This is a genomic window from Erysipelatoclostridium sp. MSK.23.31 (assembly GCF_019125875.1).
GTDB classification, from domain to species: Bacteria; Bacillota_I; Bacilli_A; order Erysipelotrichales; family Coprobacillaceae; genus Thomasclavelia; species Thomasclavelia ramosa.
In genome coordinates this window covers 16,364-40,544 of the sequence record NZ_JAHOCB010000004.1, presented here as the reverse complement: position 1 = coordinate 40,544, position 24,181 = coordinate 16,364, and the positions used below count along the sequence as shown (strand labels likewise).

Here is a 24,181-nt window from a genome sequence, read left to right as displayed (position 1 = left end):
TTTTAGTCCCCCAATTTAATCTTATCTGCTAGACGATAATATAATTCTACTGCCTGCATCAAGACTTCTTCATCAAAATTAAATGTTTCTGTGTGTAAACCGCTAAAATATTTTGGTGTTTTAGTTCCTACATAAAAGAATATTCCTGGTACCTCTTTTTGATAGAAAGAAAAATCTTCAGCTAACATTAACGGCTCTTTTAATTCCTCATAATTCTCATCAGTTAATCTAACAAATTGCCGATATAGATCATAATCATTTAAAACCGGTGGATACATTGGCGGGCAACTAAATTCAATGGTACAGCCATAAGTTTGCTCCATCCCTTGATTAATTGCCTCCATCGTATCTGTAATTTTTTTAAAAACTGTCTCGCTGTAAGTTCTAACTGTTCCTTTAAAAGTTGTTTGATCAGCAACGATATTTCGCACAGTTCCCCCCTGAATTTCTCCAATATTAATTACGCAGCTTTCAACAGGTGCTATTACTCGAGAAATAATACTTTGATATTGACAAATTATTTGACTAGCAATCATGATTGAATCAATTCCTAAATGATATAACCCTGCATGAGCACTTTTGCCAGTTATTGTCACATCAAGTTCACCATTTTGAGCCATCAATGGTCCCGGTCGACAAGCAATCTTTCCTGCTTCGATTGTCGGCATTAAATGTAAACCAAATATTGCTCTTACATTATACTGCTTTAAAATCCCAGCTTCAACAATTAACTTTGCACCACCTGGTGATTCTTCTGCCGGCTGAAATATCAATAAGATATTATGCTTCCACTTTAAAGGCTGCTCTTTTAGTTTTTTAGCTAATCCAAGTAAAGCAGCCATATGACCATCATGACCACATGCGTGCATATAACCATTATGACATGATGTAAAACTACAATTAGTTTGTTCGGATATTTTCAATGCATCCATATCACTACGAAAAGCCAAGGTTTTATCTTGATGATTATCAAGATAAACAAGAACCCCTGTATCCAAGATTGAAATTGGTTCATATCCCATCTTAGTTAATTCATCTTTAAGATATTTTGAAGTCTTAAATTCTTGTAAACCTAGCTCAGGGATTTGATGTAATTCCTGACGCCATCTTTTAATTTCATTTAAAGCGTCCATAACTGATCTCCTAAATTTTTCTTAAATCATCCATTAACTGAGTTTTACCTTCAGTTGTTTCATCTTTTTGTTCTTTAATAATTCGAGCTGGATTTCCAACTACCACAGCCCCTGCCGGAACATCACTTGTAACAATCGAACCAGCACCAACAACTGCACCTTTACCAATGTGTACTCCTTCAATAACTACAGCATTAGCTCCAATCAATACATCATCTTCTAATATTACTGGTGAAGCACTAGGTGGTTCAATAACTCCAGCTAAAACTGCTCCAGCACCAACATGACAACGTTTCCCAACTTCTACACGACCACCTAAAACAGCTCCCATATCGATCATAGTTCCTTCACCAATCTTGACTCCAATATTTATAACTGCACCCATCATAATTACAGCATTATCGCCAATCGTTACATGTTCGCGAATAAAACATCCAGGTTCAATACGAGCATTAATATTAGTCATATCTAACATTGGAATTGCACTATTACGACGATCTTGTTCTAAATAAGAATCAACAATAACCTCTTTATTTACCTCCATATAAGCTTTAATAGCCTCTAAATCACCAATACATACTTTACTATCTTCTCCACCAAACATTTTAAATTCAGTTGCTTCTGGTAAGTTTTTCCCTTTTAAATAAACTTTTACCGGTGTTTGTTTTTTTGCATCACCAATATATTTAATTATCTCTTCTGCACTATTTAACATATCTATCTCCTTTTCTATATCTCTATTGTTCCATTAAAAACATTTGCTGCAGGTCCAGACATCATGATCGTTTCATCTACATATTCAATTTCCAAACAACCACCTAATAATTCCACTGTTACCTTACTATCCGTATAATGATTTAAATAGCATGCATACATAACTGCACAAGCACCAGTACCACAAGCCATAGTTTCACCCGAACCGCGTTCCCAAACACGCATCTTAACATAACTTTTGTTAATGATTTGAACAAATTCAGTATTAACAGATGCAGGAAACAATTGATGGTGCTCAAATTTAGGACCTATTGTTTTTAAATCCAAAGTATCTAAATCAGAAACAAAAGTCACAGTATGAGGATTCCCCATTGAAATAGTAGTTAAACGATATTCTCGCCCACCAATTTCTACCGGTTCATCAATCATTTTCTCTTTAGCATATGTACAAGGAATATCTTGACAAGTTAGGACGGGTTTGCCCATATTAACCTTTGCTCCAATACACTCATCGCCATCAAATAATAATTCTACTGTTCGTAATCCTGATTTAGTTTCAATTTTCAATACATGTTTATCACTCAATTTATGATCATAGATAAATTTAGCAAAACAGCGGATTCCATTTCCACACATCATTGCTTCACTTCCATCTAGATTAAACATTCGCATTTTAAAATCATACTGATCCGATGGTAAAATCACGATCATTCCATCACTTCCAATACCGAAATGACGATCACTTATTTTCATGATAAATTCTTTATCCATGGGAATCTCCTGATTTATTCCATCAAAGTAAATATAATCGTTACCAATGCCTTCCATTTTTGTAAAATGCAGCTGCATAATTCCCCTCCTTTTCATGTATTTACAAGATTTTATCAAATTGACTAATATTTTTCAATTCCAAGATTATATTTATTTAAAAAAGAACCTTTGCACATTTTAAAGGTTCTCTTCAGCCAATATTTCCATTACTTTCAAATACGCTCCATCAGCTTCAACCGGCTGACAAATTGTCCCATATTGATATAGTTCAGGAGCCGCATTTTCCATCACATAAGGATGCCCCACCATATTAAAAATTTCCACATCATTAAATCCATCACCAAAAAAATATGTGTTTTCTGTTTCAATTTCTAAGCGTGTTAAAATTGCCTTTAGCCCACTTGCTTTAGAATGGTACTTATTTCTAATTTCAATCAGATCATAATCATCCTCAAAAGCTAAATTAAAACAGCCAAATTGTTCAATAATCTCATTTTGTTTTTTCTTTTGACAATGAATATATAATTTAAATACCTGATCATCATATTTTTCATAATTAATTTTGTTCATATCAAAGTTAGCTTTTTTTAGAAATGGTGCAATTACCCCATCTTTTTGTAAATAAGCCCCATCTTTAAACAATAAACCATACTCTAAAGTTAATGATCGTGCTAATGAAATAGTTCGTTCAACATCACCATGATCTAAAGGCTCTTTAATAATCTCTTCACCATTTAAAATAACATGCGCTCCATCACTTAAAAGATATCCATCAAATTCAAATCCTCGAAGAGGTACTGTGATCAAAGGTAACAATCGTCCTGAAGCAATCATTACTAAAAAACCATGTTCGCGTAATTTTTGAAAAGCTTCAAACATTTGTTTAGTTGGCTTATCGATTCCCTGGCGCCAGTCAATTAATGTTCCATCCATGTCAAATAAAATTAATTTTTTCTTTTTCATTTTATCACCAGCGTCATTATAACAGTTATCTTCTCAATAAGGAATTAACATTTGTCATATTATTTCATGTTAAATATTAATAAATCAAACATATATTATAATGGTGATAGTATGAGATACATGTTTAAACGAGTTAATCGCGTATTAACTATTATTCTTTCAACTCTTATTTTCATGATAATTTGTTATTGGTGGTAATAGTGCATATTTAATGCTAGTAAAAATAGAAACCGTTATAATGATATTGAGGTGATAACCATGGAAGACATTAATAACGTTGCAGTTGAAGTTAAAAACGGTGAAATGGACGAAGAAGAAATAATTGCTTATATCAAATACTTAGAAAAAAAGTTTCCTGATGAAACACTTAAATCATTATCAATTAAAATTGACGGTGATGAGGTTGATTTAGATTATACTTTTTATCCTTTGGGTTTTGAAAGAATCCGTCGAATCACTGGATATTTAGTAGGTACTTTAGATCGGTTCAATGATGCTAAAGCTGCTGAAGAAAAAGATCGGGTCAAACATGCATAAAAAAGCAGCTCAAATCGAGCTGCTTTTTTAATCTAATTCTAAGCCACCAGTGTATAACTGATAATAAGTTCCTTTTTCTTTAATCAATTTATCATGGTCACCACGTTCAATGATCCTTCCTTGATCAAGTACCATGATGGCATCAGAATTTTTAATTGTTGATAAACGATGAGCAATAACAAAAACTGTTCGTCCTTCCATCAGTTTATCCATTCCACTTTGAACAATACTTTCTGTTCTCGTATCAATACTTGATGTTGCTTCATCTAAGATCAATACCGGTGGATTAGCAACCGCAGCCCGAGCAATAGCTAGCAGCTGACATTGTCCTTGTGATAAACTTGAACCATCACCACTCAAAATAGTTTGATACCCATGTTCTAAATGCATAATAAATTCATGAGCATTGGCTAGTTTTGCAGCTTCTATACACTCCTCATCAGTAGCATCAAGTTTACCATAACGAATATTATCCATTACTGTACCAGTAAATAAATGTGTATCTTGCAAAACGATTCCTAACGATCTTCTCAAATCTGCCTTTTTAATTAATTTAATATCAATTCCATCATAAGTTATTGAACCTTTTTGAATATCATAAAAACGGTTGATCAAATTCGTAATAGTTGTTTTACCAGCTCCTGTAGCTCCAACAAAAGCAAGCTTTTCACCAGGTTTAGCAAATAAATTCATATCATACAAAATTGTCTTATTTTCATTATATCCAAATGTAACATCATGAAAACGAACATCACCAGCTAAACGGACATATTCGATTGAACCGTCTGGTCGCTTATGCTCCCAAGCCCAAAGTCCAGTACGTTCTTTAACTGGAGATAATGTACCATCAGCATTTTCTTTAGCATTAACTAAAGAAACATGACCAAGATCATCTTCAACCTCTTCATCCATTAATGCAAAGATTCTTTCTGCACCTGCCAATGCCATCAACACCATATTTATTTGTTGAGAAATTTGTCCAATTGGCTGATTAAAAGAGCGGTTTAATTGTAGAAAGGCAGCTAATGTCCCTACCGTTAAATCCATATAGCCATTAATCGCAAGAACACCACCTACAACCGCAACTAACACATAACTTACGTATCCTAAGTTTCCAATTAACGGCATTAAAATATTAGCATATTTATTTGCTTGATATGCACTTTCAAATAATTCTTCATTGACTTTATCAAAATCAAATTTAGCTTCTTCTTCATGAGTGAAGACTTTAACAACTTTTTGTCCTTCCATCATTTCTTCAATAAAACCATTAACTTTACCTAAATTAGTTTGTTGAGCAAAGAAATACCGCCCACTACGATTAGTTACATGTTTAGAAACTAATAACATTACACAAACCATCAAAACACTAATTATCGTCATTGGAATAGACATTACAATCATTGAAACAAGAACACAAACGATCGTTGTTGCTGAAACAATAACCTGAGGTACACTTTGCGAAATCATCTGTCTTAAAGTATCAGTATCATTAGTATAGATTGACATGATATCCCCATGGTTATGAGTATCAAAATAACGAATCGGTAATTTTTCCATATGTTCAAACATCGTATCACGAATTTCTTTTAACGATCCCTGAGTCACTTTAATTAAGAGCTTATTATAACTAAAAGTAGCAATTACTCCTACTGCATAAATTGCAATCATTTTCAAAATCGCATTCGTTAACGGTCCAAAATCAGGATTTGCCATATTAATATATGGTGTAATATAATCATCGATTAAGCTTTTGATAAAGATTGTTCCCATAACACTAGCAATACTACTAACAATGATTAATAACAATATTGCAAAGCAGGTCTTTTTATGTCTTTTAACAACAAATTTAAACAATCTTTTCATTGTTTTTCCCCGACTATTACTCACTTAAAGTTCCTCCCTTCTTTTGTGTTTCATAAATTTCTTTATAAATTGCACTAGACTCCAATAGTTCATCATTAGTACCCATAGCACTGATCTGACCATCATCTAAAACAATGATTAAATCAGCATCTTCAACTGAACTAATTCTTTGAGCAATAATTAATTTTGTTGTTCCAGGGATAACTTTTTTAAACGCACTACGAATCAATGCATCTGTTTTAGTATCAACTGCACTAGTTGAATCATCTAAAATTAAAATTTTGGGTTTCTTTAGCAATGCACGAGCAATACACAATCTTTGCTTTTGCCCTCCAGAAACATTAGTTCCGCCTTGTTCTATATAGGTATCATATTTATCTGGGAAACGTTGAATAAACTCATCTGCCTGAGCTAATTTACAAGCCTCCACAATTTCTTCATCACTAGCTTCTTTATTACCCCAGCGTAAGTTTTCTTTAATTGTTCCAGAAAACAAAACATTTTTTTGTAATACCATTGCAACTTCATTTCGCAATGTTTCCAAATCGTATTTTCTAACATCTTTACCGCCAACTAAAACTTCTCCTTTAGTTACATCATATAACCGTGGAATAAGCTGAACAAAAGTTGATTTAGCACTACCGGTTCCACCAATAATCCCGATTGTTTGTCCAGATTTAATATGAACATTGATATCACGTAAATTAATTTCTTCTTGATCATCAAAATATGAGAAATTAACATTATTAAAATCAATTGAACCATCTTTAATTTCATAATCAGGCTCAGCAGGATTATGCAGCGTTGATTTTTCATTGATTACTTCACTAATACGTTGGGCTGAAGCAATTGACATAACTACCATGACAAATACCATTGAAAACATCATTAAACTCATTAAAATCATCATTACATAGGTAAATAAACTAGTTAATTCTCCAGTAGTAAGATTTCCCCCGACAATTAAGTGTGCTCCAAACCAAGAAATTCCAATAATACATCCATATACAGTTAACTGCATTAGCGGCATATTAAAAACTAAATAGTTTTCTGCCTTTACAAATAGTTTATAAATCAAAGTTGATGTCTTTTTAAATTTCTCGTCTTCATGTTCTTCACGAACATAAGCTTTAACAACCCGAATTCCATTAACATTTTCTTGAACTGAAGCGTTTAAATCATCATATGTGTTGAATACTCTTTTAAAATACGGATGAGCTCTAGTCATAAAGAAAACTAAAAGAACTCCTAAAAAGATAATTGCCACTAAAAAAACCATAGCAATCTGAGCATTGATCGTAAAAGCCATGATCATGGCACTAACCATCATCAATGGGGCACGGATACAAGCTCTTATTAACATTTGAAAAGCATTTTGGACATTAGTAACATCCGTCATCATTCTTGTAACCAATCCAGCAGTTGAATATTTATCAATATTAGCAAAAGAAAAATCTTGAATATTGTAATACATTGCCTTTCTTAGATTTTTAGCAAAACCTGTTGAGGCCTTAGCGGCATATTTACCAGCCAAACCTCCTGCCGCTAAAGAAATAAAGGAAGCGAGCAATGTAATGATTCCTAATTTAACAACCATATTCATATCTCTAACTTCTATTCCCTTATCAATGATCATCGCCATTAAAAGTGGAATTACAACTTCCAAAATAACTTCAACCACAACAAGTACAGGTGTTAAGATCGTATCTTTTTTATACTCTTTTATTTGGGCTAAAAGTGTTTTTAACATTTATATACCTCCCTAAAAATTAAATAGCGTGCTATGAATAACAGTAAAATAAATATTAAGAATTACTTCTTAATATCTTAATCAAATAACTTTGTAAATTGTCTATTTCTTCTTTTGATAATGATTCAACTAATTTTTCATCAGACTGTTGGAAAACAATCCGTAGCTGTTTATCCAGTTCTAAGGCCTTTTCAGTTACTTCAATATTTTTAGCACGAGCATCATGACGACACGGTACCCGGTTAATTAATCCCTTTACTTCTAAACGATTCAAAATTCCAGTAACTGTAGGATTAGAAATATCTAATTCTTTTTCAATATCTTTTTGATTCACACTAATTCCTTTGTCGTGAGATTTAAACAAATAAATTAATGTAAATGTCTGTGAAGCAGTTAATCCAAATTTACTAAATTGTTTATTTAAATGCTGTTCATGTAAATAAAAAACTTGTTTGATTAAAAATCCAATTTTTTTATTTGGCATTTTACCACCTCCAAAATAAATAGCACGCTATATATTATATGCAAATATTAGCAAATGTCAACTATCTTTCAATAATTATTTATCATCTTTATAAGAGCTGATAAACGATAAAAAGCTAAGAATCATCTTAGCTTTCTTCATCCTCTTTTCCCCATTGTTCAATCCATAATTTAGATGAACGAGACATTTCTTCAATAAACGGATCAGTCCATTTGCGATTATAAATATCATCGACAAAACTTCGTCCCCCACTGCTGCGATTAGCTAAAACTGCTCGATCATCAAACATTTTTACTAACTTTTCATCATCAAATTTTTCATAACGATCAACACTAACAACATATTTAGAATCAAAACGAGCAGGCTTAGTTCGATGTTGCTGCTGTTCTGTCGGATAACCCATTACAAGCATCCCCACTGGAGCTGTATATTGAGGTAAATTTAATAATTCACGATGTACTTCATACTGCTCAATGATATCACCGATAAAACAACTTCCTATTCCTAAACTTTCAGCTGCAACAACGGCATTTTGAGCTGCAATCAAAGTATCACTAAATGCTAATAAAAAATCACCATATGATGGCGAACGCATCTGTTCTTCACCATGATAATATTTAAATGCATCATACCATTTTTGATAATCAGCAACAAAGATTAAAACTAGGGGTGCTTTTGCAATAAACGGCTGATTATCACACGTCTTCGCTAATTTTTCTTTAATAGCCTGATCTTGTATATCAATAATCGAATATAATGTCATATTCCCTGCAGTCGGAGCCTGAATGGCTGCATTAAAAATTAATTGTTTTTCTTTAGCCTCAATTGGTTTATCTTGATATACACGAACCGATTTACGCTCAAATAACTGCTTAATTGTATTATTCATAATTTTCCTCCTGAAATCCCTATTGTCTATATTATACACAAAAGAAAAGTAGATACCTAGTATCTACTTGTTATTTTCTTTATATTCTAAATATTCATCATATGTTGATAAACGATCTAAAATACCATTTTCATTAAATTCAATAATTCGATCAGCAATTGTTTGAACAAACTGATGGTCATGGCTGGTAAATAAAATATTCTCCTTAAAATTAATAAGTCCTTGGTTTAGGGCTTGAATTGATTCCAAATCAAGGTGATTAGTTGGTTCATCTAAAACTAAAACATTAGCTTCGGCCATCATCATCTTAGCCAGCATACAACGAACCTTTTCGCCTCCTGATAATACCGAAGCTTTTTTTAGCGCTTCTTCACCAGAAAACAACATTCTTCCTAGCCAGCCCCGAAGATCTTGCTCATATTCATCTTTAACCGAGAATTGACGCAACCAGTCTACTAAAGTTAAATCACAGTTATTAAAAAACTCGGAATTATCTTTAGGAAAATATGATTGTGACGTCGTTACTCCCCATTGGAAAGTTCCTTCATCCGGTTCAATTTCACCCATAATGATTTTAAAGAATGTCTCTGTTGCTTTAACATCGCCGACGAAAGCTACTTTTTCTTTAGGATTAATTGAGAAACTAACATTATTTAATAATTTAATACCATCAACTGTTTTTGATAATCCTTCTACTTTTAAAACAATATTTCCAACTTCTCGACCTGGTTTAAAAGCGATAAACGGATAACGACGAAGAGAAGGCTTAATATCAACCATTTCTAAGTTATCTAATAATTTTTTTCTTGAAGTTGCCTGCTTAGCTTTAGAAGCATTAGCACTGAACCGCGCAATGAATTCTTCCAATTCTTTTTTCTTAGCCTCTGCCTTTTTATTTACTTCTTTAGCTTGTTGTAATTGTAATTGGCTATATTCATACCAAAAATCGTAATTACCAACATATAATTGAATTCGCGAGTAATCAATATCAGCAATATGTGTACAAACTTTGTTTAAGAAATAACGGTCATGGCTGACAACAATAACAGTATTTTTAAAATTCAATAAGAAGTTTTCTAACCAGCGAATACTGTCTAGATCAAGGTGGTTAGTTGGTTCATCTAATAATAAAACATCAGGATTCCCAAATAATGCCTGAGCAAGCAAAACTTTTACTTTTCGGTTTCCATCTAATTCTTTCATTTTTAAATTATGTAACTCTTCACCAATCCCTAAACCATTAAGCATGATTTCTGCATCTACTTCGGCATTCCATCCATCCATTTCTGCGAATTCACCTTCAAGTTCAGCTAACTTGATTCCGTCTTCATCATTGAAATCAGGTTTAGAATATAATACTTCTTTTTCTTGCATAATTTCATAAAGACGTTTATTACCCATGATAACAGTTTCTACAACACCATTTTCATCATAAGCAAAATGATCTTGCTTCAAGACCGATAAACGTTTATGTGGTTCTAAAATTACTTCACCTTTATTAGGCTCAATTTCTCCAGCTAAAATTTTTAAAAAAGTACTCTTACCAGCTCCATTAGCACCGATGATTCCATAACAATTACCATCAGTGAATTTAACACTTACATTTTCAAACAAGGCACGATCACCATATTGTAAAGATACATTTTGTGTAGATATCATTAATTAAACTCCTTTTTACTAAGTCACATTATTATGTCATAAAGCAATGATTAAATCAATATAATTTATCATAAGATTGTTCAAATCAAGCTAATTATAACAATATTAGTATCTATCTTCATCATTATTTATTTTCCATAACAAAAAATAATTTAAATCTCCCATCTAAAATCAATATCAATATTTTAATGATGTAAAAAAAGCCGAGCTAATAAAATCCTTTGCCCAACTGAATTTATTACAACGAAAATCGAACAAATAATAGAATAGAAGAATAAATTCAGTGATCTATTGTCCCTCCCATTGAACCGTATGTACGGGTCTCGTATACGGCTCTACATTTATATCGCTATCACAAACTCTTAAGATAGTAATCGAGGGGATTGACTAAACCTAGTTTGTCTCTTTTCTTTATACCTAAAACTTTTGATGATATTGTAAAATTTACGACATTCATCGCACTTCTTCTATACCATCCTAATCTTGTATTCACACATTTATATATTTCTTCTTCACTAAACCCGCATCGACATGCCTTGTTTAGCTTCATTAAATTTCTATTCGTAACCTCGAAGATTTTGTTACACTACTTCTTTCACCCATAACATCGCTGTTAATGACTTGCGGTTCACTATACTTGGCGGTAAATACCCGTGGTTGGGCTTTCACCAACTAGATGTATGCCATGCGCGGCACACTTAAAAAAACAATACAATGAAGTATCTCATTGTATTGTTTTAATTTACTTTTTATTGCATTTACCATTTCTAAATGCTGGATTATAGGCATAGTAATTATCACTGTTTAAATGCCCTTTAACGATCTCCAACGCTTCAGCAAATCTTTGATAATGAATAATTTCACGTTCTCTTAAGAAACGAATCGGTTTTTTTATTTCCTCATCATCAACAAGAGCTAAAATGTTATCATAAGTTGTACGTGCTTTTTGCTCTGCCGCCATGTCCTCCGTTAAATCAGTAATTGGATCGCCTTTAGATTGGAAATAGGCCGCTGTAAAAGGTACATTACTTGCACCTTGTGGATAAATTCCCAAAGTATGATCAACAAAATATTTATCATAACCTTGTGCTTTTATTTGATCAATTGTTAAATCTGTAGTTAATTGATATAAAATTGCACTGATCATTTCAACATGGGCTAATTCTTCAGTACCAAAAAGATATACATAATATTTTAGTTTTTTATTTCCTTAAATTATACCATATATATAATAAGGATAGAATAATACTAGTCGATATAACTTGAATTATTAATAAGAGAATTACTATAATATATTTTGAGGTGTTAAATATGAATTTAAAGGACAGAAAACTGCAAGAAGCAAAAACAAAATTAAAGGTACTGGAAGAAAAACTGAAATTCTTGGAATTTTCCAATTTACAAGATAAAGAAGAAAAAATAATAGACTGTAAACATGCAATAGAAAAACAAAAACGTATAATACGAAATGTCGAAAGTTATTATTAAAAGATACAGTGTCATATTTTATGGCATTGTTTTTTTATTTTTAATAAAAAATTTCCGAAAAATAAAAAAAAGACTGATCATTTACGACCAGACTTGAACGATATACATTTATATGTATATTCCTGCCTATAAATCTTCCTTACTAAATTCAATTATTACTTTGTCGTTTTCATCAACAATTGCAAGCCTATTCCCTGTCATTTCAGCTAGCTCAATTAAATCCTTTGCCGTGTATGAGCCTCTTTTCATTTTGTTACTTAGACTACTCTTGCTCATTGACATATGATTAGCGTAATCGGTTTGATTGAATCCAAACAATGCCAATAAAGATATTATTTTTTTATTCATTCCATATCACCTCATTAGTATTTTATCACATGAATATAGTTCATTCAATAGTGAAAATAATTCATATAAAAGTGTATTTAAGCGTTGACAAAGTTCACGTTTTAGTGTATTATATAAGTGTAGAAAGGAGATAGGATATGAAGAAACAAAAAAAGAGTTCCAAACCAATCGTCAAACAAGTCTTGGAACTCCTCAAGTTAATACTAGAGATAATAACTCTAATATTAGCAATCATAAAGAGTTTGGGGAAATGACTTCCCCTCTCTCTTAAAGATTATATCATATCTTTCTCATAAACGAAAGGAGCGATAATCATGAAACACTATGAAAAGATTAAAATGATACTTAACATTATAGTTATAGTATTGTTAGTAATTTTATTAATGACTTGGCTTTAATATCGCTATATAATAAGAAAAATGGAGGAAATTAAAATGGATGCAAGATTAAATGGCTTTCCTTTCCCATTAGCCTTGCTAGACAAAGAGCACAAAAGAGTTATCTCCTCACCAGAGCCTTGTGCTCTTTTATTTAATAATTCATTATACTTGCATATTTTGTATAAAACAGTAAAATGAATGGCGTACAGATAATATTTTTGTACAATAGAATATTGTTCCTTTCCCATTAACAATATTCATAGTTATACTAAGAGTACAAGTTCACCTCTCCCGTTTTTGGGCTTGTACTCTTTTTGTATAAAGTTTATTGAAAATAATAATAAATTATTATATACTTTTAATAAGCATAGTACGCATTCCAAAATTATGCTAAAAACACAGCGTTCCATTCCCATGTCGCTGTGTTTTTCTTTATACAAAAAAACCTAGATCACTACGACCTAGGTTTTCTTTTTATATATTTATTATTGATATATATTTTTTTACCATATCCAGAAGTGATTATGCTATGAGATAGCCCCTTATGTATAAGGGTGTATTCTATTCGGGTATTTAATTTGCTACCGTGAACATCTTCAGCACCGTGTTTTAGATAAACTTTATTAATAAGCATAAACACCCATCTGATTTTGAAGTTCTTCGGACAATTCGTAATATTTTTTATACTGTCCTTTATAATAATCTCTATCTCCTTGAGTATCTTGTAATTCTTGTTTTGTTAATTCTAACCTAACCTCTAAATTACGTTTCTGATAGTCCTTATAAAGAGTAGTGAAACTTAGACCAAATACAGTTAGAAAGAGAATAAAAATAGTAGCATTGATAGTGTCGAATTTCTTTTTAAACATAATTACATCTTAGTTCCTTTTAAAAGCCAATTCCATGTATTTTTACCAACAATACCATCTTGGCTTAATCCACGGTTACGTTGGAAAACTTTTACAGCGTTATAAGTTGCTGTTCCAAAAATACCATCTACCCCTAGACTAAAGCCAACACTATTTAATCGTTCTTGAATTAAGCGTGTAACGTTTCCTTTTGCACCTTTTTTAACCGTAGGACAAGCATTTAGTGTCTTAGGTCCTTTTAATCCATCTACTGTTAAACCTCGCTTAAATTGGTAATTTAACTCTTGTTGTAAACGTGCTACCCATTCATCATAACCGCTTGGTTTGACCGGTTCAGATGGTTGGGGTGTTGGAACTTCTGTTGAACTTGTCACTTCGCCTATAATTCCCTTAACAATTGCATTTGCCATAGCATCTAAATTATAGCGGTTTACATCTTCTTGATTATCACAGAAGAACGTTTCGATTAACAACGCTGTGTTTTTAGTATGTTTTAAATAGTACAGATCATTACGCACTTTTACACCCCGATTAGTATATCCCAATTCTGAAATTGAATTAACAATATTCTTTGCGTACTGTTCGGCTTTACCTCCCAATTTATATACTAATACTTCTGTGCCTTTTGCTGACCCATTGTAACAATTTAAGTGAATAGATACATCTAAATCAACTGTATGTGCATTTGCTTTGTTACAAATGTCTTTTAATACTTCGGTTGCACTTCCACCATTTTCGCAAGTACAGTCATAAACAGTATGCCCTAATGCTCTTAATTTAGCAATAACCGCATCCTTAATTTCTCTATCTACGATACTTTCGTTTACAATTCCTACTGCTCCACTTCCTTTTTTACCAGCTGGGGCATGTCCTCCATGAATATTAAATACTGCCATTTTATTTTCCTCCTTAATTTAACTTAAAAGAGCGGAATCACTCCGCTCCGTTTTCTACTCTTAATGGAAGCTGCTGCACTTTGTTATATAATCTTTCTGCTGTTCCATTACCGCCTAAAGCCCTGTAGGGGTTATAAAGGTAATCCAGTTCCTTTAGATCATCAGCAGTAACATAACTGATTATCAGCAAACGCTCACAAAACCTCACGATACGTTCATGCAACATTGCACATAGTGCCTCTTCCATAACAATTTGTCTTTTAATCTGGTCTAATTTCTCCTGCTCTCTTTTTTCTTCGAGTTTTTTTCGACTTTTCTTACTGTCTCTGGAATTAGTTACAAGATAACCAACTGCAGCAGTTAAAACAATGGACCATGTACTCATTAAAAATTCTTGCATCAGGATCTACTTACTCCTCTTTTTTATTTTCAATTACTCGAGTAAAAGCCTGATGCAATCCGGTACTAGCTAAACCGCATACTGCACCGGCTACAACTGTTTCTACTGTTACATTTCCGGATACGATGCAGTTTAATGCAGCACCCTCGAAAAACACAACTGTAGGAATCCATTTATTATCAACATCTTTTATCCATTTTTTAACAACATATCCAGTTGCTAGACATCCGGCCATTACGACCGGAACAAAATAATTTGAAATAAAACCTAAATCCATATTTTACCTTCTTTCTGGACGAATTTTCATGCCATCCCGAGGCAATATAAAAAGACACATACTTCAGTGTCCTAATAACCAATTACTCTTAAAATATGTTCTTCCACAGCATCAACCGATGCTCCGTTAATAACCTGTGTACGACCTGTAAGAGTCACGTTTCTGCCACTAAAAGTCATTTGGCAGCGATAGACAGTAGTAACTCCGTTTATGGATTGTGTGCGTTCTAAATGCAGCTTACTGTCTTTAGATGGAATCATTGTATCCGAACACTGCCCCAAAGTAGGATGCGGACGCCACACAACTTCTATATAATCATAATTGATGTAATCATCATTTAAAGTAAAATTGCTTGTTGTATCACCGTTATATAAAACAGTTCCCAACAAAATTTTTTTACCAGTTGAATCTATAAGTTTACCCATATTCCCTCCTGTTTTTTAAATCATCCAACACTATCATCATAAAACACAGCTTTTTCAAGTACAGATAAAATTTCATTTATAGCAGTTTCAATAGTTTTTCCACTAGCTAACTTTATTTCACTTGCACTAGTAATAACTGAACCTGGGATACCTAAATTAGTGATATCCGCTTTTTGTACTGCAACAGCACTTATAACATGTCCATATTTATCAACTGTAATCTTATATAAACCACTAGTATATGATGAACTATTATTTGGATGCGTATATACCGTATCTGTAAATTTAGCATTAGCTGGAACCGCAGTTTTTACAGTTAATCCATTTACAGTATCTGCACTAGTAGCTTTAGGAACTTTTGTAGTTCCTGCAATAATAGCATTTACTTTATCTGTTGTGGACTTACCTTTATCACCACTGTAAGCAGTGCTTGAAGTTTCGCCTAATGCCAACGATGGACTAATTTCTACATATGCAGTACCACCCCATCTATAGGTAATGTTTGTTGTTTTATCAATATAAATTTTTCCGGTTTCACCAGTTGATGGAAAACCTGCTTTATTAGTATACTCTAAAACATCATCCACATAACTAGGTAACTGTGAACTGGGTACCATTCCATTTGCATCCAATGAAGCGACACCGTTCGCAACTCCTTTTAATGATGCATTTAATTTATTGTTCCATAATGTTTTTTCAGCATCAGTCACAAATCTATGTGTGCCATCTTGCTCAATTATAGATGCACTATGCATGCTTGGATGTACATATACCGTGTCTTGCGTTTGAAACGTTGAAGACGTTCCATCAGCTTTAGTAACTGTAATACTACGCCCATTTGCTGCAATATTTTTCACTGTTTCGCTTTTTAATGCAAATTTATCTTTTATTTTAGATAATGTATATTTCAATGCTGTAGTAGAAATCGTTTTTTCCACTACAGCAGCTGAAACACTCCTGAATAATCTCTTTATTAAATCGCTCATTTACCCAAATACAGCTGTGATAATTTCATCAATATCAGAAGTCGTTGCGTATTCAGGAGTATAGACAGTATCTGTAAACTTTGCATTTTCCGGTACATTTGTTGCAACCGTATGCCCGCTAACTGTTGCAGCATCTGTAGCCTTTGGTACTACTGTACTACCATTTTTAATTTTAGCGATTTCATCTGCATTGGCTTTACCTTTGTTCCCGGCATATGCAGTAGAAGCAGTTTCACCTAAAGCTAAGTCGCTGCCAATACCCACATACGCTGAACCACTCCATCTATACGTTTTATTAGTTGCAATATCTACATAAATTTTATCACTCTCTGCAGTGATTTTTGTTGTATGTTCTGCTTCTTTATAAAACGCTCCATCCGTATGAAGATAACCTTCAACAACATCATCTACATAGCTAGGTAATTGAGAAGCAGGAACCTTACCATCTTCTCCCAACCCTGCAACACCGTTAGCTGCTCCTTTTTGTGATGCCGGAATAGCTTGTACATCTGTAGCGTTAATCGTAATATTTCCTGACAACGGTTTACCATTTACGGTTGTTGTTGTATCAACCTTACTACTTAATTTTGTTGAGATTTTACCCCACATTTTTTTAGCAAAATCATTTAATAAATCTACATTAATTATTTTATTATTAGCCATAATTCTTATTCTCCTATTCTTTTTTTATTCTAAACCATTAATAATGCTATCGATATCTTCAGTAGATCCCATTTCATAGCTTCCTGCCTGTTCGGCAACTTCATCAATTTTTTCAGCAACACTCTTAAATGTACCATCCTGATTTTCTTCATTTTTAAATTGAACAGCACTAGCTTCAACTAATGGGAACTTGCCACCATTTTTTTGTGTAATACCACTAATAAGAGTGGTACTTCCTTTATAATCCGCCATAAATTAATTACCTCTCTTTCTAATTATTTAGCAGTTACTGTAGTATTTCCTAAATTTGCGTTATCCGATTTATAAATATCATAGTTTTCTTTATATCCACTTGCATTTGTAAATTCGATTGTAGCAACTTTTGAAAATCCACCATCAAAGCCCCCAACATTAAATGAGACATCACCATAGCGTGTAGGAACAGCATAAAAAATAAACTGTCCTTCACCAGCATTCACAGTAAACACCTTTCCTTTAGAACCTTGTAAAGCCTTAGTTAATCCTAAAACGAACGTATTATCGTAAGTATCTTGACTAGAACTTGCACCCCAATAAATACCATTCAAGAAGCTTAGTGAGGTAGTTTTAGTGCTAACTGCACCCTTTTCGTCCTCTGCTTTTAAAGTCCATGTTTTATTGGTTTTAATATTTTGCTCCAATAATTGCTTTGATGTATCAGTTGGTTCTAATGACTCATCGTCCAACGTTAGAACTTTTGCCTTTTTATTCAAAGACCAGCTTAATAAAATATCTGTTACTGTAGAACCAATTTCTACTGTATTTTTATTATTTGTAAAACTGTTAATTACAATTGCTTTGTAGTTAAATTCATCTTGCGTCACAAAATTTTCTTTAATATACTCTAACGCATGTTGAAGTCCATTTGTACCCACCGGTTTTTCATCAGTAATTACATCAGCTAAAACAAGTGTATCATCAGCCAAATTAGTTGACGTTTTTTTCTTGGCCATTTTCAAATACCTCCTCTAATATCTCGTCAATTTCACTGTTTGTTACAAAATTAATTGTAAATTTTTCTAAATATTCTTTAAGTTTTAATAATTCTTCATATAGCGATAATATATTCGGATCTATTGTAATCTCAGTAATTTCCTGATCAAAAATCGTCTCTTCTATTTCAAGTTTAAACTCTGAAAATGATTTTGTTTTTTCACCAAAATTATACCTTGCAATTATTTGACACGTATATACTCCCGCCTCTTTTGTTAATGCTGTTGATATTATAAATAAGTTTTCCATCATTGGAATCTCTTGTAATATTCCATCTTTTAAAACTTTTAAATAATATTTCCACCCCGGAGCTTTAAATAACTCCTCGTTAACAAATTTTATTGCCATTGCACCATCATCATATTTTCTACCTGCGTAAAAAATATTTCGACTGCATGCATGTGTTTGCTCATCACTCAAATAAATCTCTATCAGTTTCACCTTATCACCTCTATTCATAATAGAAAACGGCTGAATTAAAACTATAAACACTTTGAGCAACTTTATCTACACCACTGATATTTATTCCATTTAAATGGACTCGATAGAGTTCAAGTTGTCGAATTGAACCACCATTTTCAAGATCATTTTTAGTCAGCTTAGGTACTGTTTCTATTGTTCCCGGTGTTCCTTTTACAACTTTTATTTCATGAGTCTCACCATTTGAAGATATACGAAACTCTGCAACTATACAATCACACCGTTTTGTATTTTGAGTACCGTTATCAATTGTCAGGTCTTCATACATCCCTGGCTTAATACGTAAAAAATGTCCTTGATTTATCAGCAAGCCATCGGACAATCTTATTTTATTATTACTGATGATAGTTGCTTTTAACTTGTTACCTTTTTCAAAAATACCTTCCTGTCCATATAATGCATCAAATAAATATGCATCTATTGCAGCAGTAACATTTTTTCCAGTTAATGTAATTGGTTCAACCGCATCGCTATTTGCCATACTTTACTCACCTACCTTATATTCAATATCGTAATCAGAATAATTTTGATAAAACGTGCATTTTAAAATTTTTTGAACAATTGATGTCCTTAAACTAATACCCGTTATATATTCTTTTGCCCCAACAATATCGCCTATTTCTACATCTAAATTTTCAAATTTAATTTCAATTGAGTTGTTTGTTTGGGCCTCTTTTAACTTTGTTTTAGTCCCATCTATTAACTCCTGAACACTTTCTACACTTGAAAAATCATAAATCATCGTATTTAAATCTTTGGTAATCTTAGATACATCATCTATTTCATTAAGTTCAAAGTATTCATCATTGATTTTAAAAACATGAACAACTTGCCTTTCCTGAAGATCACCTTTTCCAAGACCGATACAATGGTTATATTGATAGGTATCTCTTTTTGCAATTATTTGAAGTCCATAGTCATTATCAAACTGAAGTTTGGGGCTATAATCATATATTGGAACTACTGAAAGCTCTATCTTTCCATTTTTCCAAATTAAACTCAGTTTAGCTCCAACCGCTAAAAGCATTGTTTCAAAAGTTTGTAAAGTGTTTGAATATCGTGAAGCGTAGTTCAATTGAAACCCGCTATTTTCTTCAGAGACAATAAAAAAATCATTAAGATTTTTATTTATCCTCAATGATTTTTCAGTATTATCTATGTAATTAAAAAATAATGTAGATGAACCAATATATTCCTTTATACATTTATTTGCTTCACCATTAAAGAAGTAATACTCATCTTTACGATTTTTTGGCTGTATATAATCACCTTTTAATAACGCTCGGGGGCATATTCCGCCGATAATTATTTCACCTGATTCTGTATCTATCTCAAGGCTCTTGACAACTCCGCCATACTCGGTATTTTCACAATAAATTAAACTTTCATATGTTAGATTTGGATCTCGTTCTTCTTGAGAAATAGTTATTTGAAAATCATTACTCCCTTTGTCATATGTACCTATTTCAAGATCAATACTACAGTTTCTTAAAAAACCAATTTCAATTCCTTTGGAATCAGTATAAACGAAATCCATTAAAACATACCCTCCCATTTCGGCTCAGTTCGAGCATTATAGACAACAATATCAAAGGAAAACGTATTATTCCATAATACAGTAGCTGTCCCGGGCTTTACCTTTTCAAAAATTTGACTTTCTTTATTTCGATCATTGAAGCAATTTATCTCTTCACCCTGAACATTGATTTTTTTAACAGTTCGATTAAGCGTATTTATCTCTAATCTTTCATTTTCCTCAAGCGTTGTAAAAACTTGATAAAGGTTATCACCGATTTTAACAGCTGGATCAGTAACAGGTCCATATATCCTAATTAAAATATTATTATCTACAACACCTTCATTAGAAACTGTCATTTGTCCACCGGGGTCACCATATCGATAAGGATACTTATATGTATACTTTTTACTGTCAGTTTCTCTCGAAGTATTTGTATGATAAAAATGTTGTTCATCTTCTTTAATCCACTGCACCTCATCAGCAACTATAGAAAATTCTACTTTAGCATATGGCAACACATAAGATTCGAGATCTTTATCATTTTTAAATATGTTACATTCTAAATAGTAATCATTAAAATATAGCCTTCCTTTAACATTTTTAGATATATCAATATTAAAAATATCAGTAACATTATTAAGTGCTGTGTAGAATTCTTCGTAATTATTTGAGTTAACATCTATTTTAATTTTTTTGGTTTCAACATCACGATAGAAGTTCTTAACTCTACGGTTTTCCTTGTTGTATGACCATTCAAAGCTAAAGAAATCCGTCTCTTCAATTCTATAAGGGGAATTGAGTAAATCTATTTTAGTGTTCTCACTATTAATATAATAAACTTTCATACAACTCTCCTTTCATCAAATCACTCTTCCTAGTTCACGCTGATTCAGCTTTATTGCTAGACCGCTATTTTTCATAGCTTTTGCATTTGCATCAGCCATACGATCATAATCTATTTCTAATGATTCGCTTACATTAGTCTCAAAAGCAGTTTGACGTGCATTATCAACGTCGGTTTCTAATTTAACACCTGCTGATACATCGTCAAGATTAAAATTCATGATACCACTTAATTCATCTACAATACCAATTGCCTCACTTTTCATTGACTTTAACGATTTAGGCATTGCTAATTCAAACCCAACTGCAATACCGGGTGGAAGGAATTTCCCTATTACATCCCGCATAACTCGTGAAGGTGATTTTATGCCAAAAAAGCCTTTAATTCCGTCAACGATTCCGTCACAAAAACTACCAATTTTATCAAGTATCCAGTCTTTAACGTTTTTAATTCCTTCCCACAAACCTTTAACTAAATTACTACCAATTTCAGCCATTTTCCCCGGTATTTCTTTTACTTTATCTACAATTCCAGTTACTAATTTTTGAGCTGCTTCTTTACCTTTAGAAGCTAAATTAACACCCCATTCTACTACTTTTGAAACTGAACTTGTAAGCCAGTTCCATATTCGGCTTGGTAATTGACTAAACCAAGTTACAATACCTTCAATTGTTTGTGATACCCACGCTACTGAGGTATTAAACATATTAGTACCCCATTGGATAATATTTGTAATTACAAGTTGCAACCACTCCCATATCCGACTTGGTAATTGACTAAACCATGTAATAATACCGTTAATAAAATTGGGAATATCAACAGTAACAAAGGATATTAAATTGGCACCCCACTGCAGAAACATACCAATTATATAGCCTATCATATATCCAATGAAATATGGTATCTGCTGAAAAAATTCAATAGCACTTTCGATCCATGATGGTATTGTTTCTGTAAAAAAATCAACAATGCCAGTCCACATATTAGAAAAGAATTCAACAACTTGTTCAGAAAACTCACTTACATATGATATAAAATTGTTAAATGCTTCAGGAACAGTTTCGGTAAAAAATGAAGCAATTGAATCAATTACATTTCCAACCGTTGTTTTAATACTTTCCCATATTCCGATCCAAAAATTTCTAAAATCTTCAGACGTATTCCATAAATAAATAAAACCAGCTACTAATGCTGCAATTGCTGCAACAATAAGTCCAATTGGACTTAACCCTAGTGCTGCAAAAAAACCTTCCGAAGCAATTTTGGCTTTTAATGTTGCTGCTGCAACCGCTAATGTAGCAATTTTATATCCACCAAATGCTACTGCAAGAATTGTAATAATACCAGCCAATCCGCTAAAGTGATCGATAGCAAAAGTTGCTATGTTAATAAATGTTTCCCCTAACGGTGCCAATTGGTCCTTTAACTGACGAATTTTACCTTCAAGTTCCTGCATAGGAGTAGTTGTATCATTAGCAAACTGCTGTCCTTTTCCTGATACATCATCGAATGTATCTCCTACACTGCTTAAGGCTTTTGCAAATGTTAGATTCGCATCTTCTCCCATAGTACCAAATGCAGTAGCGGACATTGTAAGTGCTTGTTGCTGATTATCACATTTTGTAATATCACTAACAATACTGTCTATTACTTGCTTTTGAGTAGCACCACCATTTTGCCACTCTTTAAATGTTTTTTGTGTTTCCTTATTGAAAGAACCAATAGCATCTCCTATTGTTCCATCTGCTAACCTAGTGGTTACCTCATTAATTGCATCATTTACTTTATCTAAGTTATACGCTCCGCTATCAGCACCATTTTTTAGTAATTGAAAGTAGTCTTTAGCACTGTATCCAGCTTGGCTAAACTTTCCAGAGTACTCGGAAATATTATCTCCAAGCTCATCGGTCCAGTCCAAGCCTTCTTGTGTACCGGCTATAATGTAATCCATTGCTTCTTGAGCACTAAGACCAAAGTTTTTCATCAACCCCTTAGCACCCCGAAGTGTTTCATTCATATCCACTCCAAAAGTATCTTCAAGGATTATCGCTTGCTGTGTAATTGCATTTAGTGTTCCATCATCAAGATTACCAAGATTACGCTTAATCTTAATAACTGCATCAGCAACACGGTCCATTGACTCTCCGACACCGGCTTCATAAACGTCTTTAATAACTTGGCCACTTGCCTTTGCTTCAGCCTCAGTCTCACCTAACGCACCTCTAACACGAGATAATGCATTTTCTAAATCAGTATAACTTTGTACCCCTATTTCAACACCTTGTTTTACAGCTGCACCTATTGCTAAAGCTCCTGCTATATTAGAAGCAAAAGAAGTAACCTTTCCTTCCATTTCACTAAGTTTTTGTTCAAATTCATTAGTGTTTGGTTCGGGAATATCAATAGGCTTTTTTACAAGATTTTTAATTTTTTCAAAAACATCACTGACTTTATCCTTTAAAGTTGCTTTACCATTAACTTGAGTATTTTTTTCAGCAGTTCTTGCTTCACTAGTAATTTTATCAACGTCAGCCATAAATTTTGATGTATCAATCTTAGCCTCACCATTGATTTTAGAATTACTTTCTGCTTCATTAGCAAAAGATTTTACATCGCTGGAAGCTTCATCAAGTTTCTTTTCTAATTTAGATGTATCTGCATCTACATCTGGTTTAATTTCTTCTTGTGATACGTTTTTAGCAAATTTATCTATCTTTTTTTCAGTCTTATCGATTTTTTTATCAACTTCTTTATCATTGATTTCTAAATCAATTACGACTTTTCCATCTGCCACAATATCACCTACCT

General features: G+C 32.7%; 27 protein-coding genes and 1 pseudogene. 3 read left to right on the top strand and 25 right to left on the bottom strand.

Going from position 1 to position 24,181, the window contains the following annotated elements:
• Nucleotides 1–2: 2 nt before the first annotated feature.
• From KSU54_RS03375 to KSU54_RS03360, 4 genes are all read right to left on the bottom strand, one after another.
• A complete protein-coding gene (locus KSU54_RS03375) occupies nt 3–1,133 on the bottom strand; it encodes a M20 metallopeptidase family protein (protein ID WP_003536360.1) in 1,131 nt (376 codons plus the stop codon).
• Nucleotides 1,134–1,143: 10 nt separating this feature from the next.
• Nucleotides 1,144–1,848, bottom strand: a complete 705-nt coding sequence (gene dapD / locus KSU54_RS03370; RefSeq protein WP_003536358.1) for a 2,3,4,5-tetrahydropyridine-2,6-dicarboxylate N-acetyltransferase — start codon at nt 1,846–1,848, stop codon at nt 1,144–1,146.
• A 14-nt stretch (nt 1,849–1,862) separates the two neighbouring features.
• Nucleotides 1,863–2,696: a diaminopimelate epimerase gene (dapF, locus tag KSU54_RS03365; RefSeq protein ID WP_008791368.1), complete on the bottom strand. Its 834-nt coding sequence runs from the start codon at nt 2,694–2,696 to the stop codon at nt 1,863–1,865.
• A gap of 99 nt (nt 2,697–2,795) precedes the next feature.
• The gene (locus KSU54_RS03360; protein ID WP_003536353.1) at nt 2,796–3,581 is read right to left on the bottom strand and encodes an HAD family hydrolase; all 786 of its coding nucleotides are present in this window, start codon (nt 3,579–3,581) and stop codon (nt 2,796–2,798) included.
• A 258-nt stretch (nt 3,582–3,839) separates the two neighbouring features.
• On the opposite strand from KSU54_RS03360, the gene nrdD reads away from it, so the two are divergent.
• Nucleotides 3,840–4,118, top strand: coding sequence for an anaerobic ribonucleoside-triphosphate reductase (gene nrdD / locus KSU54_RS03355; protein WP_003536351.1), 279 nt, complete (start codon nt 3,840–3,842; stop codon nt 4,116–4,118).
• A gap of 27 nt (nt 4,119–4,145) precedes the next feature.
• Here nrdD and KSU54_RS03350 read toward each other — a convergent pair whose 3' ends face one another.
• The 6 genes and pseudogenes from KSU54_RS03350 to KSU54_RS03325 form a co-directional block, all read right to left on the bottom strand.
• Nucleotides 4,146–6,008 (bottom strand): ABC transporter ATP-binding protein, encoded by a 1,863-nt coding sequence (locus KSU54_RS03350; protein ID WP_003536348.1) that lies wholly within the window; start codon nt 6,006–6,008, stop codon nt 4,146–4,148.
• Nucleotides 6,001–7,734 (bottom strand): ABC transporter ATP-binding protein, encoded by a 1,734-nt coding sequence (locus tag KSU54_RS03345; RefSeq protein ID WP_003536346.1) that lies wholly within the window; start codon nt 7,732–7,734, stop codon nt 6,001–6,003. Before KSU54_RS03345 ends, KSU54_RS03350 begins: the two co-directional genes overlap by 8 nt.
• 55 nt (nt 7,735–7,789) lie before the next feature.
• Entirely contained in the window at nt 7,790–8,218 is a 429-nt protein-coding gene (locus KSU54_RS03340) for a MarR family winged helix-turn-helix transcriptional regulator (RefSeq protein WP_117792712.1), read from the bottom strand.
• A gap of 127 nt (nt 8,219–8,345) precedes the next feature.
• A complete protein-coding gene (locus KSU54_RS03335) occupies nt 8,346–9,107 on the bottom strand; it encodes a nitroreductase family protein (RefSeq protein WP_003536342.1) in 762 nt (253 codons plus the stop codon).
• 63 nt (nt 9,108–9,170) lie between these two features.
• Nucleotides 9,171–10,766, bottom strand: coding sequence for an ABC-F family ATP-binding cassette domain-containing protein (locus KSU54_RS03330; protein ID WP_117792714.1), 1,596 nt, complete (start codon nt 10,764–10,766; stop codon nt 9,171–9,173).
• 742 nt (nt 10,767–11,508) lie between these two features.
• Nucleotides 11,509–11,961, bottom strand: a pseudogene (locus tag KSU54_RS03325) (manganese catalase family protein); the annotation flags it as partial.
• A 116-nt stretch (nt 11,962–12,077) separates the two neighbouring features.
• Between KSU54_RS03325 and KSU54_RS03320 the strand changes: the two are divergent.
• Nucleotides 12,078–12,254, top strand: a complete 177-nt coding sequence (locus KSU54_RS03320; RefSeq protein ID WP_008791816.1) for a hypothetical protein — start codon at nt 12,078–12,080, stop codon at nt 12,252–12,254.
• Nucleotides 12,255–12,380: 126 nt separating this feature from the next.
• Here KSU54_RS03320 and KSU54_RS03315 read toward each other — a convergent pair whose 3' ends face one another.
• Entirely contained in the window at nt 12,381–12,602 is a 222-nt protein-coding gene (locus tag KSU54_RS03315) for a helix-turn-helix domain-containing protein (RefSeq protein WP_009300138.1), read from the bottom strand.
• A gap of 434 nt (nt 12,603–13,036) precedes the next feature.
• On the opposite strand from KSU54_RS03315, the gene KSU54_RS03310 reads away from it, so the two are divergent.
• The gene (locus KSU54_RS03310) at nt 13,037–13,180 is read left to right on the top strand and encodes a hypothetical protein (RefSeq protein WP_158561497.1); all 144 of its coding nucleotides are present in this window, start codon (nt 13,037–13,039) and stop codon (nt 13,178–13,180) included.
• A 425-nt stretch (nt 13,181–13,605) separates the two neighbouring features.
• On the opposite strand, the gene KSU54_RS03305 is transcribed toward KSU54_RS03310, so the two are convergent.
• The 14 genes from KSU54_RS03305 to KSU54_RS03240 form a co-directional block, all read right to left on the bottom strand.
• Nucleotides 13,606–13,851 (bottom strand): hypothetical protein, encoded by a 246-nt coding sequence (locus KSU54_RS03305; RefSeq protein ID WP_147333304.1) that lies wholly within the window; start codon nt 13,849–13,851, stop codon nt 13,606–13,608.
• A gap of 2 nt (nt 13,852–13,853) precedes the next feature.
• Entirely contained in the window at nt 13,854–14,747 is an 894-nt protein-coding gene (locus tag KSU54_RS03300) for an N-acetylmuramoyl-L-alanine amidase (RefSeq protein ID WP_118249480.1), read from the bottom strand.
• Nucleotides 14,748–14,784: 37 nt separating this feature from the next.
• Nucleotides 14,785–15,132: a hypothetical protein gene (locus KSU54_RS03295; RefSeq protein WP_226814468.1), complete on the bottom strand. Its 348-nt coding sequence runs from the start codon at nt 15,130–15,132 to the stop codon at nt 14,785–14,787.
• Nucleotides 15,133–15,157: 25 nt separating this feature from the next.
• The gene (locus KSU54_RS03290) at nt 15,158–15,424 is read right to left on the bottom strand and encodes a phage holin family protein (RefSeq protein WP_118144155.1); all 267 of its coding nucleotides are present in this window, start codon (nt 15,422–15,424) and stop codon (nt 15,158–15,160) included.
• 71 nt (nt 15,425–15,495) lie between these two features.
• Complete coding sequence (locus KSU54_RS03285) at nt 15,496–15,849, bottom strand: hypothetical protein (RefSeq protein WP_009300133.1); 354 nt, start codon at nt 15,847–15,849, stop codon at nt 15,496–15,498.
• Between the two features lie 20 nt (nt 15,850–15,869).
• A complete protein-coding gene (locus tag KSU54_RS03280) occupies nt 15,870–16,835 on the bottom strand; it encodes a hypothetical protein (RefSeq protein WP_199414237.1) in 966 nt (321 codons plus the stop codon).
• Nucleotides 16,836–17,498, bottom strand: coding sequence for a hypothetical protein (locus KSU54_RS03275; protein ID WP_118249234.1), 663 nt, complete (start codon nt 17,496–17,498; stop codon nt 16,836–16,838). It lies immediately after the preceding gene.
• Nucleotides 17,499–17,522: 24 nt separating this feature from the next.
• Nucleotides 17,523–17,750: a hypothetical protein gene (locus KSU54_RS03270; RefSeq protein ID WP_118249233.1), complete on the bottom strand. Its 228-nt coding sequence runs from the start codon at nt 17,748–17,750 to the stop codon at nt 17,523–17,525.
• A gap of 23 nt (nt 17,751–17,773) precedes the next feature.
• Nucleotides 17,774–18,490 carry a hypothetical protein gene (locus tag KSU54_RS03265; RefSeq protein ID WP_118143922.1) on the bottom strand — a complete coding sequence of 239 codons (717 nt, stop codon included), beginning with the start codon at nt 18,488–18,490 and terminating at the stop codon, nt 17,774–17,776.
• Nucleotides 18,465–18,971 carry a hypothetical protein gene (locus tag KSU54_RS03260; protein ID WP_118249232.1) on the bottom strand — a complete coding sequence of 169 codons (507 nt, stop codon included), beginning with the start codon at nt 18,969–18,971 and terminating at the stop codon, nt 18,465–18,467. Before KSU54_RS03260 ends, KSU54_RS03265 begins: the two co-directional genes overlap by 26 nt.
• A gap of 10 nt (nt 18,972–18,981) precedes the next feature.
• Nucleotides 18,982–19,491 carry a hypothetical protein gene (locus KSU54_RS03255; protein WP_118249231.1) on the bottom strand — a complete coding sequence of 170 codons (510 nt, stop codon included), beginning with the start codon at nt 19,489–19,491 and terminating at the stop codon, nt 18,982–18,984.
• A gap of 3 nt (nt 19,492–19,494) precedes the next feature.
• Nucleotides 19,495–20,547 carry a Gp37-like protein gene (locus KSU54_RS03250; RefSeq protein ID WP_158559017.1) on the bottom strand — a complete coding sequence of 351 codons (1,053 nt, stop codon included), beginning with the start codon at nt 20,545–20,547 and terminating at the stop codon, nt 19,495–19,497.
• Complete coding sequence (locus KSU54_RS03245; protein ID WP_118143926.1) at nt 20,547–21,374, bottom strand: hypothetical protein; 828 nt, start codon at nt 21,372–21,374, stop codon at nt 20,547–20,549. The genes KSU54_RS03250 and KSU54_RS03245 overlap by 1 nt, the downstream gene beginning before the upstream one ends.
• A gap of 15 nt (nt 21,375–21,389) precedes the next feature.
• Nucleotides 21,390–24,167: a phage tail protein gene (locus KSU54_RS03240; RefSeq protein ID WP_226814469.1), complete on the bottom strand. Its 2,778-nt coding sequence runs from the start codon at nt 24,165–24,167 to the stop codon at nt 21,390–21,392.
• Nucleotides 24,168–24,181: the final 14 nt, after the last annotated feature.